Consider the following 14,922-nt stretch of genomic DNA (forward strand, 5'->3'; position numbering starts at 1 on the left):
AATCTATCAGAATATTTATATAACTAAAAGTTAACGTTTATAAGTTCGATAATGAAGTTAAACGTCATACTGTTCATTCTGTTCACGGTTTTTTGATAAAGTATCTTCTTTCCGGGCGCCCGACAGAACCGTATATAAGTTCTGTATATGCCCTTTTTTCCGTAACGAGGTATTCCAAATAACGTCTAGCGGTCGAACGGCTCACGCCGATTTCCAAGCCAAGTGTTTCTGCAGTAATACCGCCTTCCATACTTTTAATATGATTCACTACTTTTTCTTTCGTTATGGGATCGATTCCTTTTGGCGGAATGATTTCTGTATTCGATGCTACGGATGTTGTTTTATTCCAAAGGGATTTGATGGAGTCCTCTCGCATAAGCCCTTCACCTGCAAGTGTTTTCCTCTTTTCTTTGTAAGAAAGCAGGCTCTCTTTAAAACGATCGAATGTGAGAGGTTTTAAAATGTAGTCTATCACCCCATGGCGGAATGCCTTTTTCACAATTTCGATTTCTGCCGATGCGGTTATAAAAATGATATCCGTTTCGGGGCTATTTTCATGGATGAATCCCATTAGCTCTGTTCCAAGAGTGTCGGGCAAATAGACGTCCAGTAATACTAAATCTGGCAATAGTGCTGTAATCCAATCTTTCGCTTCGTCGCCGGTATGCGCGGAACCTACGATTGTGAAGCCTTCTATTTTCTCAATGAACCGTTTGTGGATGTCTGCAATTCGTATATCGTCTTCAATAATTAAGACTTCAATCAGTTTCGACATACGGAAATCCTCCTTTCGGGATAGAAATGATGAACAATGCTCCGCCTAAATCACCTTTTTCAAGCGTAACGGAACCACCGAGATTCTTCACATTTTCTTCTACTTTCACCAATCCGTATCCGCGGTCTTCCCGATCTTTTGTAGATACCTTTTCCTGAAAAAGTACATCCAACACTTCATCGGCTATCCCAAGTCCTGAATCTTCCACTTCAATTAAGATTTCTTCCCCGTTATCCAAGATGAAGATGCGGACCATCCGCTTCTCTTCAGGACAAGATTCCGTTGCTTCGAAGGCGTTTGTAACCAAGTTTCCAATGATCGAAACGAAATGATTTTTTTCCAAGTGTTTTGGGAGACTTTTTAAGAAACTGTCTTCGTCAAGAAGGAAGCGAACTTTCAATTCTTTTGCCCGATTGAAGAAACCGATGACGATTCCACCGAGGAATGGGTCTTGTAAACGTTTTGTTACGAACTGGATAAGTGATTGGTGTTCGGCTGTCTCATCGTGGATCAGGCTTAGCGCCTCGTCATATGAATTGAGTTGAATAAGTCCTGAAATGGTATACAGGAAATTTGTGTATTCATGCGTTTGTGCCCGAAGTGCTTCTGTATAGCGTTTCACTTGTGATAATTCCATTGTAAGTTGGTCGATGTCCGATTGTAATCGGAAAGTTGAGACTGCACCGACGATTTGTTTACCGATGAGAATCGGATTGCGGTTTACAATCACCTTTTTTCCGTGGATTTCCATCGGTTGATCGAGATGCCTTTCTCCTGTTTCAAGAACCTTTGGAAGGAGAGTGTTTGGAAGAACATCCTGAACTGCTCGACCGATTAGTTCAGCCTGATTGTGCAGCGAAAGCGTATCATAAGCGGCCATATTCACCGTTGTGATGATACCTTTGGCGTCTACCATAATAATTCCTTCGCGCACGGACTCGATAAGTGCATTCCGTTCAGTGAACAAATTTGCTATTTCCGCGGGTTCTAAATTGAAGAGTTCTTTTTTTATATTGCGGGCCAGAACGCTTGAACCAAGGATACCAAGGATAATTGCGATTAGTACGATGTAGAATATGTTATCTACATACTGAAAAAAGATCGAAGAAATATCCTCTCTTAAGAAACCGACGGAGACAATCCCAGTGATCTCACCATCCTCGTTAAATACTGGGCTTTTCCCGCGCAGAGCAGCCCCAAGAGTTCCGGTCGCCTCAGAAATATAGGATTCACCTAAAAGGAGTGCGCGTTCATTATCATCACCGACCATTTTTTGTCCAATTCTTTCAGCAACAGGATGAGCGTACCGGATGCTTTCGCTGTTTCCAATTACGACATATTCAGCTTCCGTTTTGAGTCGCACCGCTTCTGCAATGGGTTGCAATGCGTCCGTTGGATTAGCCTGTTCAAATGCTGCTCGAACATCGGGTCGATCCGCTGTTGTCCTGGCTATACTCAAGGCCCGGTCTCCAATCTGTTGCTCAATACCTTGCGACATCGTGAAGAAGAAGGAAACGCCGATAATAATTGCAATTACGGAAACAAACAATGCGCCATATGAAAAAATACGTGACTGTAAGGAAGTAGGTAACATGATATTCAACTCCGAATCTTGAAGTAATACATTTCTAAGTGCAGCTACCAATCTGTTTGAAGCTAGTTGCTGATCAAATGCCACTCTTTATATGCTACACTATTGTCAATTATGGGAATAGGGGGATCCGAATGAAACCAAGAATCTTTATTACCAGAAAGCTGGAAGACCGAGTGGTAGCACCGCTCCAGGAGAATTTCGATGTAAGAATGTGGGAATCGGAAAGTGAGAAGGTTCCGCGTGAAATATTATTGAAAGAAGTTGCGGAAGCCGTTGCACTTTGGAGTGTTACAGCGGATTCCATTAATCAGGAAGTATTTGCAGCGGCTCCGAACTTGAAAATCGTTTCAAATATGGCGGTCGGTTACAACAATATTGATATTGAGGCAGCGAAAGAAAAAGGTATTATCGTTACGAATACGCCAGGAGTGTTAACGGAAACGACGGCGGATCTTACATTCGGACTCCTTCTTGCGACAGCGCGACGTATGATGGAAGCGGAAAATGCTGTTCGTAAAGGCAATTGGACGTCTTGGTCTCCAATGGGCTATACAGGCATGGATGTCGGCGGAGCGACGCTTGGCATTATTGGCATGGGGCGGATTGGTGAAGCTGTTGCGCGACGGGCGAAGGGATTCGATATGCGTGTCCTATACAATAATCGCAATCGGAAACTTGAAGCGGAAGCGGAGCACGGTTTCGAATTCATGGAGCTGGATGAACTGTTGGCAGAAGCAGACTTCGTTGTCATCCTTACGCCTCTTACTCCTGAAACGGTGGGTCTAATCAATGCGAGAGAGCTAAAGCTTATGAAAAATACAGCAGTTCTCATAAATGTCTCACGAGGCGGAATTGTCGATGAGATAGCTTTATTTGATGCGCTGCAAGAGGGCACAATCTGGGCGGCAGGGCTTGACGTATTCAAAACCGAACCCGTCCCGCTCGATAATCCGCTTCTGACACTTCCGAATGTTACGGTCCTTCCGCACATCGGTAGCGCCAGCATTAAGACACGTCTTGCAATGATGAACCTGAACGCACAGGCGATTACTGCTGTACTTGAAGGGCGAGACCCGGAAAATCGAATTGTTTGATGAAGGATTCGGTTACAACTGTGTCGAATTAATTTAAAGTATATTTCAATTAAAGGAGGGAAAAAGCAATATGAAAGGTGCAGCTATACCTTATTTAACGTTCTATGGAGAAGGAAAAGAAGCGGCTGAATTATATACAAACGTATTGGGGCTTGAGCAAGTCAAAATACAGAAATACTCAGACGCTAATTTCCCGCATCCACCAGAAGCGGCGGATTACCTCCTTCATTGCCATTTGAAACAAGGTGATTTTCAAATCATGCTTGCCGATTCTGTGGACAAGCCGGTTGAAAGCGGCAAACAAGACGTAACACTGCTCATCGACTGTGAAAGTGAGGAAGAGGCGAATCGTCTATATAACGGTCTCCGTGAAGAAGGAAAAGTGCTCATGGAACTGCAAGATATGTTCTGGGGCGCGAAGTACGGAAAAGTGAAGGATAAATTTGGTTTTACGTGGGATTTGAACTTTGAGAAAGACAGCTGACTTTTAAAGTAGTAAAACGGAAGGTTTCTGAAAAAAGCCCCTTCCGTTTTTTATTGTCAAAATGGAAGGAGTGGAATAGGATTTGAAGGACGAAAGTGGTTTGGAAGTGAAGGCCAGGGAGAAGTTAAGGAAAGAGGCTTTCGACTATATTGCTAGAGGCGCAGGGGAAGAAGCGACAATGAAGGCAAATAGAGAAGCCTTTAATAAGTGGCAAATCCGTCCCCGTGTGTTGCGAGATGTATCGGAACGCGATTTTTCAATTTCACTATTTGGGCAGAAGATGCAATCCCCTTTACTACTTGCACCGATTGGTGTGCAGAAAATTGCCCACCCGGAAGGTGAACTTGCTTCAGCAAGGGCGGCCGCTGGCATGGGCATACCTTATATTGTGAGCAGTGTGTCTTCATATTCGATGGAAGAAATTGCGAATGAAATGGGAGATGGACCACGCTGGTTTCAGCTCTATTGTTCGCTTGAAGAAAGCGTGACGGAAAGTCTTGTCAAACGTGCAGAAGCATATGGTTACTCGGCAATTGTCATAACAGTGGACACCCCGATGCTTGGCTTCCGAGAGGCAGATCATGTAAATGCCTACTCCCCGCTCAGTGAAGGGAATGGAAGTGGAAATTACATAACGGACCCGGCGTTTTGCAAACTGCTGGACATGTCCCCGGATGAAGATAGGGAAGCGGCATATGTAAAACAAATTGAAATTATCGACCGCCCGAGTTTGAATTGGGAAGACTTGCGGGAAATCCGGCGTTTTACTACGCTGCCTATTTTGCTAAAAGGTATTTTACATCCCGCGGATGCGCAGCTTGCAATGGATTATGGGGTTGACGGGATTATCGTATCCAATCATGGAGGTCGCCAGCTGGATCATTGCATCGCCTCATTGGACGCCCTCAAAGATATCAGTGACGTAATAAAAGGGCGTATTCCTGTCTTGCTGGACAGCGGAATTCGGCGTGGGACGGACGTATTGAAAGCGTTGGCCCTTGGTGCGGACGCTGTGTTGCTTGGCCGACCGTATATTTATGGATTGGCAGATGAGGGGGAAGTAGGGGTTGAGCGTGTAGTCGCCCAACTTCTAAATGAACTTGATGTGTCGCTGGCACTTACAGGTGCGAAAACCATTCGTGAATTGGATAAGTCAATTCTAGTTAGAAGATGAAATGTAAAAAAAACGGAAGGTCCTTGGTTGGGGACCTTCCGTTTTCAATTTTAGGCTTCTAGTTTAGTACGTCACCCAACCAATCACTCTCACTAGTTTGCAAACAATTTAAAGACGCCCAGTGCATCTAGGAAAACAATAATGATTGCGACGGGAGTAAGATATTTTAAAAGGTAGAACCAAATGTTGAAAAAGATCTTCCCAACTTTCGAACCTTGCTTCATTTCGTCAAATAATTCCGTTTTAGATATCTTTAATGGAATGAAGATGGAAATCAGTAATGCACCAAGGGGCATCAATATGTTGCTCGCTGTAAAGTCAACTAAGTCAAATACCGTTTTATCGAAAAATTTCACATCGCTCATTACTCCGTACGATAAAGAAGATGGAATACCAACGATGAAAATAGCTATCCCAATAATCCAAGTGAATTTCTTACGTTTAGAAGGATTGTTTTTTGTTAACGTCGCAACGATAATTTCTATCATTGAAAAAGCTGAAGTTAAAGCTGCGAATAGGAACAAAATCAAGAACGCAATGAAAAATAACATACCAAAGGGCATTTGATTGAACACTGCTGGTAAGACTGAAAAGATCAATGTCGGTCCAGCATCTGGTTGCATTCCGAATGAAAATACGCCCGGAAAAATAGCAAGGCCTGCTAACAGAACAACGGCGATATTCATTGAGATGATTGAAATCGCAGAGCTCGGCAGATTTTGTGTTTTAGGAAGGTAAGAAGCATATGTAACCATGACCGATACACCTAAAGAGAGCGTGAAGAAGGCCTGTCCCAAAGCGAATAAAATCGATTCTGAGGTCAGTTTTGAGAAATCGGGAACTAGAAGGAACCTAACACCTTCCATAGCACCGTCTAAGCTGAGAGATCGGATAACGATGATGACAAATAAAATAAGAAGTGTGGGCATCATGAATTTACTTGTCTTCTCTATGCCTTTTTGAACACCTTTGGCTACGACAACAATTGTCAACACTATGAATATCAGTTGACCTGTCAATGTAGAGATAGGCTCCGAAATAATATCGTCGAACAATGGTCCAAATTGATCTGGCGAAAGTCCTGCAAGTTCACCGGTTAGCGCTTTAAATAAGTAGAGGATAATCCATCCTCCAATAACACTGTAAAATGACAACACTAAAAAACAGGTTACAACACCGATAATTCCAGTTATATGCCAACCTGATTGGGGGGCAAACTTTTTATAGGTCGTAATGGCATCGCTTTGGCTTTTACGCCCGAGAATAAATTCCCCGACTAACAGAGGGAAGCCTAATAAAAGTATGAATAACAAAAAGATTAGAAGAAATGCACCGCCTCCGCCTGTTCCGGCTACATAAGGGAATTTCCAAATGGCACCTAAGCCGATAGCGGAACCGGCAGCTGCTAATATAAATCCTATTTTTGATTTCCAATGTTCTTGTTGAGGCATATGGTCAATCCTTTCAATTCTTTACTTTATCATGAAGGTCTTACATTATCATGTTTCGATTAAAGTTGCATAAGATTATTCAAGAAATGCTTATAAAGGCTGAAATCACTTCATTTTAAAAGCATCGCCCTTTCCTACCTTTTTGAAAACTACTTGCCTTCATTATATCTGTCAGACGCTACAAATTCGACTAAACAGTTAGGTTGAAATAAATTCCATCTTTAATCATATCAGTCCGACAGACAGACTTCTGTCTAATATGATTAAAGAAAGAAATAGTCAGAATGCATCTACTAGGGGGAGAATTAAATGATCGGACGAAACGACCTATGTTCTTGTGGTAGCGGCAAGGAATAAAAGAAGTGTTGTGGATCGAAAGGGACAGATCTGTTTGATACGATTGTCAACGAAGAGCTTGACCGCGTGCTCGTCGGTTATTTTAATCATTACCTGAAAGATGATGGCGTTTAGTAAACATAGTTCTGTGATTGAATAAGAATAAAGGGTTGCCTCATCAGTCAAAAATAGACTTTTGAGACAACCCTTTTTGAGTGTCAGCTTATTGCGATGGAGAAGGTTAGATTGAAAACTTTTAAAGAAACTATTTTTTTCCGCCGAGCAAATCGAACAAGCCGCCGGTTATACTGCCTTCACCGACTGATTTTCCACCAGGTATTTGCGGTGCAGCTGCAAAAACACGGCTTGCCAGCCTTGAGAATGGAAGCGATTGAACCCAAACCGTTCCCGGACCACGCAAAGTTGCGAAAAAAAGACCTTCGCCGCCGAAAAGTGCCGTTTTTACACCTTTCACCATTTCGATGTTATACCCGACGTCATGTGTCATTGCCACAAGACACCCAGTGTCCACACGTAATACTTCACCTGGGGTAAGTCTTTTCTCGATAATCGTTCCTCCAGCATGAATGAATGTCATGCCATCTCCTTCAAGTTTTTGCATGATAAACCCTTCACCACCGAAGAAGCCAGTACCAAGTTTACGCTGAAATTCAATGCCAACAGATACCCCTTTAGCAGCAGCCAGAAACGCATCTTTTTGACAGATGATTTTGCCGTTATGCTGACTTAGGTCCATCGGAATGATTTTTCCGGGATAGGGAGAGGCAAAGGAAACATGTTTCTTTCCTGAACCGTTATTTGTAAATGTCGTCATAAAAAGACTCTCGCCAGTCAACATCCGCTTTCCGGCCCCCATCAGTTTCCCCATAATCCCTCCGCCTGAAGAACCTGAACCATCACCGAAAATGGTTTCCATATCGATTCCGTCTTCCATCATCATAAGAGCGCCAGCTTCTGCGACTACCGTTTCCTTGGGGTCAAGCTCAACCTCTACAAATTGCATATCGTCGCCATGTATTTTGTAATCGATTTCGTGGTTGTTCATCGCTTCTTATTCCTCCTTTAAAATAAGTTATCTACTACTCAACCATACGGAATAGAGCGAATAAAGTTTCAAAATAGTTAGGAGAAATGTCTAATTAATTGAGCGTGTCTGTGTAACGCCAAACTGTATAGGCTAGTTCATGGGCTTCCGGTTCGTGAGAAGACCCTTTGAAAGCCTCGCGGAATGAGCGAATGACGGATTCTAATACGAATACCCGCGGGCATTCGGAGCGTAGTTCATCCAATAGAAACTCGACATATTGTTTGCCGGCGGGGAGCGTATCATCTTCGAGTAATTCCGAAAAACCTGTAAGGCGTTCGAGCAATTGCTCCTTTGTTTCCGTTTGTTCTTCTACATCACCGCTCAGCTTGAAAAATACATTTTCGGTGAAAAATACATCTTTTGTGCTAATCATGCCGAGGATGATGGAATCGATTCTTCGTATTAAGAAATTCACAAGTTTTGACGTGTCAATCTCCTCTTTGGAAACGGCAGACCATACATGTAGTGTCTGCTGCATCATTCCGAACAGGATGACCGCGCAATCGGCTGCGTAAGGTGCAGCATCCTTGCCATACACATCCACTAGTCTTCTTGTTAACCAAGAAAGTTCAGCTAAAAGCATGTTTTTGATGTGAGTTCTCAGGTCGCTATCGCCTGAATGGAAAACCGCCTCGTAAATTGGTAACAAATTCTGTTCACGATTCACGTGCATGCGAATTAAAATCTGCTCAACCAGAACGTTCTTATCTGATAAATCATGTCCAATAAGTAATTCACGCCTTCTTACAGTTGCTTCGTCGCGTGCATGTCCTAGTATCGCGATAAGGCATTCATTCTTGGATGAAAAGTAATTGTAGAATGTCCCTTTTGAAATACAGGACTCATCTAAAATATCTTGAACAGACGTGGTGGAAAATCCTTTATCTATAAAAAGTCGCTGCGCTGTCAATATAACCTGACGTTTACGGTCGTTGATAATAATCACCTTTATCCTATAGTTGGTTTTCGAAGCTATTCGGCTCATCAGATAAGTGTCTAAAAATTCAAGGTTGATGAACTCTTCATGAAAAGTAAAGTTCGTCTTATACCGTGGGTACACTTATATTTTATCTCTAAAAGGTTGATATATCAACGGAATAAAGTTCTTTTATGTGAAAGCGTTTTCTTGTGTTGCAAGTTTTGGACTATCGGTATAATATGTTTAACATGATGTACTCAGGGTACAAATTTTATACGTTACGTATTAAATTGGAGGAAGTAAGAATGGATATTAATAAAATGCACGAAAAACCGCCTTATGGGATGATAGCGATTTTGTTTATTGGGACATTCGTAGCGTTTCTGAATAATACACTGTTAAATGTTGCTTTGCCAACGATAATGACAGAGTTTAGTGTTAGTCCATCTGAAGTACAATGGCTAACTACAGGTTATATGCTTGTGAACGGTATCATGATTCCGGCTAGTGCTTACTTTGTACAAAAATTTACGAATAGAAAATTATTTTTATCAGCAATGACTCTATTTACAATAGGTACATTGATAGCGGCTATTACGCCGACATTTGGTTTGTTGATAGTTGCCCGCATGATTCAGGCATCTGGATCGGCAATGATGGTGCCTTTACTGATGAATATCATGCTAACGGCATTCCCGGTTGAACGCCGTGGAGCTGCAATGGGTATGTTTGGGCTAGTCATGTTTACGGCGCCTGCAATCGGGCCAACCTTATCAGGATGGGTTGTTGAACATTACACATGGCGTACGCTTTTCTTAATCGTATTGCCTTTTTCGATTGGTACGCTTGTTTATGCGATCTTCAAGTTGCGTAATATTACTCCAAACCGCGATGTTAAGTTGGATGTATTCTCCCTTGTTTTGTCGAGTATCGGTTTTGGAGGCCTGCTTTATGGATTTAGTTCGGCAGGGGATAAAGGATGGTCATCACCAATTGTTTACGGAACGATTATCATTGGGGCATTGTCACTTATTGCATTCGTCGTACGTCAACTCCGTATGGATGAACCGATGTTAGACTTCAAGATTTATAAGTATCCGATGTTCGCACTCTCTTCGGCTATTTCGATAGTCGTGTCAGTGGCCATGTTTTCGGCAATGATTCTTACACCGCTTTACGTACAGAACGTCCGCGGTATCGGTCCTTTTGAAGCGGGCATACTGATGCTCCCGGGTGCAGTTTTAATGGGAATCATGTCACCGATTACGGGTAGGTTATTTGATAAATACGGTGCGCGTGCTATGGCTATCATCGGCCTCACGATTACGATTGTTACGACATTCTTATTAAGTAAACTCGGTTTAGAGTCTGGTTATTATTACATTATGGTAGTCTATACGATTCGCATGCTAGGCATGTCTTTAGTGATGATGCCGGTCATGACGAACGGATTGAATCAGTTGCCGATGATTTCGAATCCGCACGGTACGGCTATGAATAATACGTTACAACAAGTTTCAGGTGCAATTGGTACGGCAATCCTTATGACCATCATGACGAAGAGGATGGAAAGTACGGGTGCAGATTTGGCTGCAGAAGCTGCAGCTTCCGGAAATGCACCGACCACTGCAGAAGGGCTTGCGTTGATGCAACAACAACTTGAAACGACAGCAATGCTTGACGGGATCAATTACTCCTTCTTGGTGTCAACCGTCGTTGCCTTTATTGCATTGCTTCTAACGTTCTTCATAAAAAGGGTTACACCGCCGAAGAAGGATATGTCCTATAAAGAAGCATTGAAAGACCAAAAATAAGCCGTAGATTAATATGTGCTCCGCGTGGGTATTCCTATACCTAAGCGGAGTTTTTGTGTTTCTGGTACAATTAAGAGATAAGTGGGATTTTCTTGAGAAGGATAGTAACCTAAAATGGCTACTGGGCTGGTTGATTGTGGTCCTATAGATTTAGAAAAAGGTGTGAGACGAATGATTGGAAGAAATGATCCGTGCCCATGTGGCAGCGGAAGAAAACATAAAAAGTGTTGTTCAGGGAAAAATGAAGTTTCTCTAGAGGTGCTTATTGATGAGGAACTTGAGCGCATTGTCTTTGGTGCATATGAACAGGCAACAAGTCCGGCAGATATGGCAGAGTTTGAAAACCACAAAAGACTGTGGAATAGTAAGCTCGGTAAGCTGATGGCCAAGGATGACATTGATGAGACGGTTAGTGAATACTTCCTATTTATTGCACGTCGTGATCTCTGGAAGCGTCATCTCCTTAAAGTGATGAATAGTCCGGTGCGAGAGTCGGTTCGATCCGTTTTGGAATTATGGAAAGATCCTTTTGTCCTGTTTGGTAAAGTGAAAGAGGACCGGGAAGGGTATATTGTTGTCGAAGAAGTACTAGGTAACAGCACATTCAAACTGGAAAAGAATCAAGGCATGCAAGTGGAAGACCATTCATTCATTTTTGGCGTCGTGTTGCCTGACAATCGCGATCCGGAAAATGATATTTATGTGATCTCATCTTTAATGTTCATTAAGGATCTGAATGGTTCAATTGAAAAGCAGCTAGTTGAACTCGCGGAGTCTAGCGGATTTGAAAAGAGCCTTGAGTTCTATAAAGAGCATATGACGGATATCTATGAAATTCTATTGGCTAGAGATTCCCGTACAATTAACGAACTGATAGAACATGACTTTACTCCAGTGCAGCAAGAGGTCATTGAGAATCTGGATACTGTACTTGAACAGAGAAATAGTTCTCAAGATGCACGTGATCTACTGAAGAATATTGCAGTTACATACTTCTTGAAGGAAAAGCCTAATTTCAGAAAAGCAGGAGTAATCGCTGCAGCAGTATACTTCGTTACGGTCGATTTAGGGATAATGGATGAGGTAGCTTTGACGAATGCAGAAATTGCTAAGCTGTTTGGTGTGTCGACTAGTTCTATGACCAAACACGCGGACAATATTCGTGAATTTGTTCTTGATATGTACGAGAGAAGCCAGGAAAAGGTTATGGAATAATCTAGTTCTTAGCATCAATAGCACTTAGGATGAATAGGATGGAAGTGGATTAACCCTGGACGGGGAAATGAGTCCGGGGTTTTAATTTTTGATAAAATAAAAGGAATATGATGGTAAACGTCGAATTATAAATATAATGGAAGCGGTTTCATTAACCGCGTGTAACGGAAAGGGGAATGTTGCAATGCAACTGAACAATTACATCGGAGGTTCTTGGCAGGAAGCTGGAGGGGCGGCTTATACCGCAGTCAAAAATCCGGCAAATGGTACAGAACTGGCGCAAGTAAGATTATCGACTAAGGAAGATGTGAGTCTTGCGGTAAAATCGGCGAAAGAAGCTCAAAAAAAATGGGCGCTCGTTCCCGCACCTAGACGCGCAGACTTTTTATATGAAATTGGCCGGATTATGAAGGAGAAGAAAGAGCATTTGTCACAAGTGTTGACGAGAGAAATGGGGAAAGTAATCGAAGAGGCACGCGGAGAAGTTCAAGAAGGTATTGACATGGCGTTTTACATGGCAGGTGAAGGTCGCCGCATGTTTGGAGAAACGGTGCCTTCTGAGCTTCAGGATAAGTTCGCAATGAGTGTCCGTGCACCAATTGGAGTTGTTGGACTTATTACACCTTGGAACTTCCCTGTTGCAATTGCGACATGGAAATCGTTCCCTGCAATTGTTGCGGGTAATACATTCGTTTGGAAGCCAGCTACGGAAACACCTATGATGGCTTACGAAATGGCGCTTATTTTTGAAGAAGCAGGACTTCCTGCAGGCGTTGCAAATATTGTTTTTGGATCAGGTTCAGAAGTTGGAACAGCGATGATTGAACATCCCGATGTCCGTGTAATTTCATTCACTGGTTCAACGGAAACAGGTCGTCATGTTGCAGAATTGGGCGGACGTCATCTGAAAAAAGTATCCCTTGAAATGGGCGGGAAAAATGCAGTCATTGTAATGGATGATGCTGATATTGATCTTGCAGTTGAAGGGATTCTTTGGAGTGCTTTCGGTACGGCGGGCCAGCGCTGTACAGCATGCAGCCGCGTCATCGTGCATAAAGATGTGAAGAAGGAACTCGAGCAGAAATTGGTGGAAGCGATGAAGGTGTTAACCATTGGCGATGGATTGGATGAATCTGTGAAAATTGGACCGGTCATCAATGCAAAAGCGCTTGATAAGATTCATGGTTACGTAGGTATTGGCCAGGAGGAAGGCGCGAAACTTCTTGTCGGCGGAAATATATTGACTGAAGGAGTACTTGCGGAAGGTCATTATTACGTGCCGACGCTATTTACAGATGTGAAGTGGGATAGCCGAATTGCACAAGAAGAGATTTTTGGCCCGGTTGTGTCACTGATTGAAGTTTCAAGTCTCGATGAAGCCATTGAAGTTAACAATAGCGTAAAGTTTGGTCTTTCCAGTTCTATTTTCTCGCGTGATGTCAATAAAGTATTCCGTGCACAGCGTGATTTGGACACGGGAATCGTCTATGTGAACGCTGGGACATCTGGCGCTGAAATCCATCTGCCATTCGGTGGGACAAAAGGGACGGGTAACGGTCACCGCGATTCCGGTGTTGCGGCACTGGATGTCTTTACGGAATGGAAAAGTATTTATATAGATTTCAGCGGGAAATTACAGCGCGCTCAAATTGACACGGAATAATTCTTAGCGTAAGGGGATGGGGAAATGAAGGTTGTTATACTCGGTGCAGGTTTAATGGGGAAAGAAGCAGCACGCGATCTCGTAAAAAGTGACGACGTCGAAAGAGTATATTTAGCTGACTTGAACGTTAGACAGGCAGAGGATTTTGCGGGAGAATTGATGTCCGACAAGCTTGATATCCTATTACTTGATGCAAAAAACGATGAGCAATTAAGTGATGTGATGGCCCTAGGAGATGTCGTCATCAACGCGCTTTTCTATACGTTCAATGAGAAGGTGGCGCGCATTGCTGTCGACATCGGCGTCCATTCCATCGATCTTGGCGGGCACATCGGAGGCGCAACAGATGCGGTGCTCGACCTCGCTGATAAGGCGGTTGCAAAGGGTGTGACGATCATTCCGGATTTAGGGGTAGCACCTGGAATGATTAATATTCTTACCGGCTACGGGGCAAGTAAACTGGATAAAGTCAATTCCATCAAATTATATGTCGGAGGAATTCCAGTAAAACCGGAACCGCCGCTTAATTATAATGTCGTATTTTCATTGGAAGGCGTGTTTGATCACTATACGGATCCTTCCCATGTTATTCGGAATGGCCAACTGTTGGAAGTCCCATCATTATCCGAAATCGAAACCATCATTTTTGATAAATACGGCGAACTCGAAGCATTCCATACGTCAGGTGGTACGTCGACATTGACGGAGTCGTTCCCAAACGTCGATACGCTAGAATACAAGACAATCCGCTACAAAGGGCATGCTGAGAAGGTCCAGCTGCTTGTCGACCTAGGATTACTATCTAGGGACAATGAAGTGACTGTAGGTGGCAATAAAGTAAAGGTACGAGACGTTATGCGAGAGCATTTGTCACCGCGGCTTCTCCTGGGTAAGAAATCCGATGCAGTGTTGCTACGTGTTATCGTCAGTGGTGAAAAAAGCGGCATGCCGGTGACCTACCAATACGATCTTATAACTGAAAAAGATATAGCAGTCAACGAGACTGCAATGGCACGGGCAACGGCGAATACGGTTTCCATCGTTGCGCAAGTGATAGGAAATGGCACGATTACTAAACGAGGTGTCCATCCTCCAGAAAACATCATACCTGGTGAATTATATATTAAAGAGATGAAAAAGCGCGGAGTCGTTATTGTAGAAAGTATCGAATCGAACGAAGCACACATTTGATTAGAAAAGCGGAAGGCGCCTGGAAAGGGAAGGCAGTCAAAGGTCGCCGCGTCCTGCGGCAATAAGGAAGGATGCAGTTCAATCCTTCCCTACTGCATGACCTA

The 14,922-nt window shown here is 43.1% G+C and carries 13 protein-coding genes; 8 read left to right on the forward strand and 5 right to left on the reverse strand.

Features of this window, described 5'->3' with window-relative positions; genetic code table 11:
* Positions 1 to 82: 82 nt before the first annotated feature.
* Both AC1TO4_RS12840 and AC1TO4_RS12845 read right to left on the reverse strand, forming a co-directional pair.
* Complete coding sequence (locus AC1TO4_RS12840) at positions 83 to 775, reverse strand: response regulator (RefSeq protein WP_482101230.1); 693 nt, start codon at positions 773 to 775, stop codon at positions 83 to 85.
* Positions 759 to 2,369: an ATP-binding protein gene (locus AC1TO4_RS12845; protein WP_482105697.1), complete on the reverse strand. Its 1,611-nt coding sequence runs from the start codon at positions 2,367 to 2,369 to the stop codon at positions 759 to 761. The genes AC1TO4_RS12840 and AC1TO4_RS12845 overlap by 17 nt, the downstream gene beginning before the upstream one ends.
* A 131-nt stretch (positions 2,370 to 2,500) precedes the next feature.
* Between AC1TO4_RS12845 and AC1TO4_RS12850 the strand changes: the two genes are divergently transcribed.
* The 3 genes from AC1TO4_RS12850 to AC1TO4_RS12860 all read left to right on the forward strand — a co-directional run bounded on the left by AC1TO4_RS12850 (position 2,501) and on the right by AC1TO4_RS12860 (position 5,121).
* A complete protein-coding gene (locus AC1TO4_RS12850) occupies positions 2,501 to 3,463 on the forward strand; it encodes a 2-hydroxyacid dehydrogenase (RefSeq protein WP_482105653.1) in 963 nt (320 codons plus the stop codon).
* A 70-nt stretch (positions 3,464 to 3,533) separates the two neighbouring features.
* The gene (locus tag AC1TO4_RS12855) at positions 3,534 to 3,947 is read left to right on the forward strand and encodes a VOC family protein (protein ID WP_482105654.1); all 414 of its coding nucleotides are present in this window, start codon (positions 3,534 to 3,536) and stop codon (positions 3,945 to 3,947) included.
* Positions 3,948 to 4,029: 82 nt separating this feature from the next.
* Positions 4,030 to 5,121 carry an alpha-hydroxy-acid oxidizing protein gene (locus tag AC1TO4_RS12860; protein ID WP_482105655.1) on the forward strand — a complete coding sequence of 364 codons (1,092 nt, stop codon included), beginning with the start codon at positions 4,030 to 4,032 and terminating at the stop codon, positions 5,119 to 5,121.
* 92 nt (positions 5,122 to 5,213) lie between these two features.
* Here AC1TO4_RS12860 and AC1TO4_RS12865 read toward each other — a convergent pair whose 3' ends face one another.
* Positions 5,214 to 6,572: a sodium-dependent transporter gene (locus AC1TO4_RS12865; protein ID WP_482105656.1), complete on the reverse strand. Its 1,359-nt coding sequence runs from the start codon at positions 6,570 to 6,572 to the stop codon at positions 5,214 to 5,216.
* 309 nt (positions 6,573 to 6,881) lie between these two features.
* Between AC1TO4_RS12865 and AC1TO4_RS12870 the strand changes: the two genes are divergently transcribed.
* Positions 6,882 to 6,929, forward strand: coding sequence for an SEC-C metal-binding domain-containing protein (locus tag AC1TO4_RS12870; RefSeq protein ID WP_482101409.1), 48 nt, complete (start codon positions 6,882 to 6,884; stop codon positions 6,927 to 6,929).
* A gap of 244 nt (positions 6,930 to 7,173) precedes the next feature.
* On the opposite strand, the gene AC1TO4_RS12875 is transcribed toward AC1TO4_RS12870, so the two are convergent.
* Both AC1TO4_RS12875 and AC1TO4_RS12880 read right to left on the reverse strand, forming a co-directional pair.
* Positions 7,174 to 7,974 (reverse strand): TIGR00266 family protein, encoded by an 801-nt coding sequence (locus AC1TO4_RS12875; RefSeq protein ID WP_482105657.1) that lies wholly within the window; start codon positions 7,972 to 7,974, stop codon positions 7,174 to 7,176.
* Positions 7,975 to 8,068: 94 nt separating this feature from the next.
* On the reverse strand, positions 8,069 to 8,962 hold the full coding sequence (locus tag AC1TO4_RS12880; RefSeq protein WP_482105658.1) for a TetR/AcrR family transcriptional regulator: 894 nt from the start codon (positions 8,960 to 8,962) through the stop codon (positions 8,069 to 8,071).
* A 278-nt stretch (positions 8,963 to 9,240) separates the two neighbouring features.
* On the opposite strand from AC1TO4_RS12880, the gene AC1TO4_RS12885 reads away from it, so the two are divergent.
* From AC1TO4_RS12885 to AC1TO4_RS12900, 4 genes are all read left to right on the forward strand, one after another.
* Positions 9,241 to 10,749: a DHA2 family efflux MFS transporter permease subunit gene (locus AC1TO4_RS12885; protein WP_482105659.1), complete on the forward strand. Its 1,509-nt coding sequence runs from the start codon at positions 9,241 to 9,243 to the stop codon at positions 10,747 to 10,749.
* A gap of 171 nt (positions 10,750 to 10,920) precedes the next feature.
* Entirely contained in the window at positions 10,921 to 11,964 is a 1,044-nt protein-coding gene (locus AC1TO4_RS12890; protein ID WP_482105660.1) for a YecA family protein, read from the forward strand.
* A gap of 184 nt (positions 11,965 to 12,148) precedes the next feature.
* Positions 12,149 to 13,627, forward strand: a complete 1,479-nt coding sequence (locus AC1TO4_RS12895) for an aldehyde dehydrogenase family protein (RefSeq protein WP_482105661.1) — start codon at positions 12,149 to 12,151, stop codon at positions 13,625 to 13,627.
* A gap of 24 nt (positions 13,628 to 13,651) precedes the next feature.
* On the forward strand, positions 13,652 to 14,818 hold the full coding sequence (locus tag AC1TO4_RS12900) for a saccharopine dehydrogenase family protein (protein ID WP_482105662.1): 1,167 nt from the start codon (positions 13,652 to 13,654) through the stop codon (positions 14,816 to 14,818).
* Positions 14,819 to 14,922 lie beyond the last annotated feature (104 nt).

The sequence above is a fragment of the Sporosarcina sp. Y838 genome (genome assembly GCF_056786515.1).

Excerpts from the sequence above, each read along its gene's own strand:
- AC1TO4_RS12840 (WP_482101230.1), bottom strand. The coding sequence starts at position 775 with ATGTCGAAACTGATTGAAGTCTTAATTATTGAAGACGATATACGAATT.
- AC1TO4_RS12845 (WP_482105697.1), bottom strand. The coding sequence starts at position 2,369 with ATGTTACCTACTTCCTTACAGTCACGTATTTTTTCATATGGCGCATTG.
- AC1TO4_RS12850 (WP_482105653.1), top strand. The coding sequence starts at position 2,501 with ATGAAACCAAGAATCTTTATTACCAGAAAGCTGGAAGACCGAGTGGTA.
- AC1TO4_RS12855 (WP_482105654.1), top strand. The coding sequence starts at position 3,534 with ATGAAAGGTGCAGCTATACCTTATTTAACGTTCTATGGAGAAGGAAAA.
- AC1TO4_RS12865 (WP_482105656.1), bottom strand. The coding sequence starts at position 6,572 with ATGCCTCAACAAGAACATTGGAAATCAAAAATAGGATTTATATTAGCA.
- AC1TO4_RS12875 (WP_482105657.1), bottom strand. The coding sequence starts at position 7,974 with ATGAACAACCACGAAATCGATTACAAAATACATGGCGACGATATGCAA.
- AC1TO4_RS12885 (WP_482105659.1), top strand. The coding sequence starts at position 9,241 with ATGGATATTAATAAAATGCACGAAAAACCGCCTTATGGGATGATAGCG.
- AC1TO4_RS12890 (WP_482105660.1), top strand. The coding sequence starts at position 10,921 with ATGATTGGAAGAAATGATCCGTGCCCATGTGGCAGCGGAAGAAAACAT.
- AC1TO4_RS12895 (WP_482105661.1), top strand. The coding sequence starts at position 12,149 with ATGCAACTGAACAATTACATCGGAGGTTCTTGGCAGGAAGCTGGAGGG.
- AC1TO4_RS12900 (WP_482105662.1), top strand. The coding sequence starts at position 13,652 with ATGAAGGTTGTTATACTCGGTGCAGGTTTAATGGGGAAAGAAGCAGCA.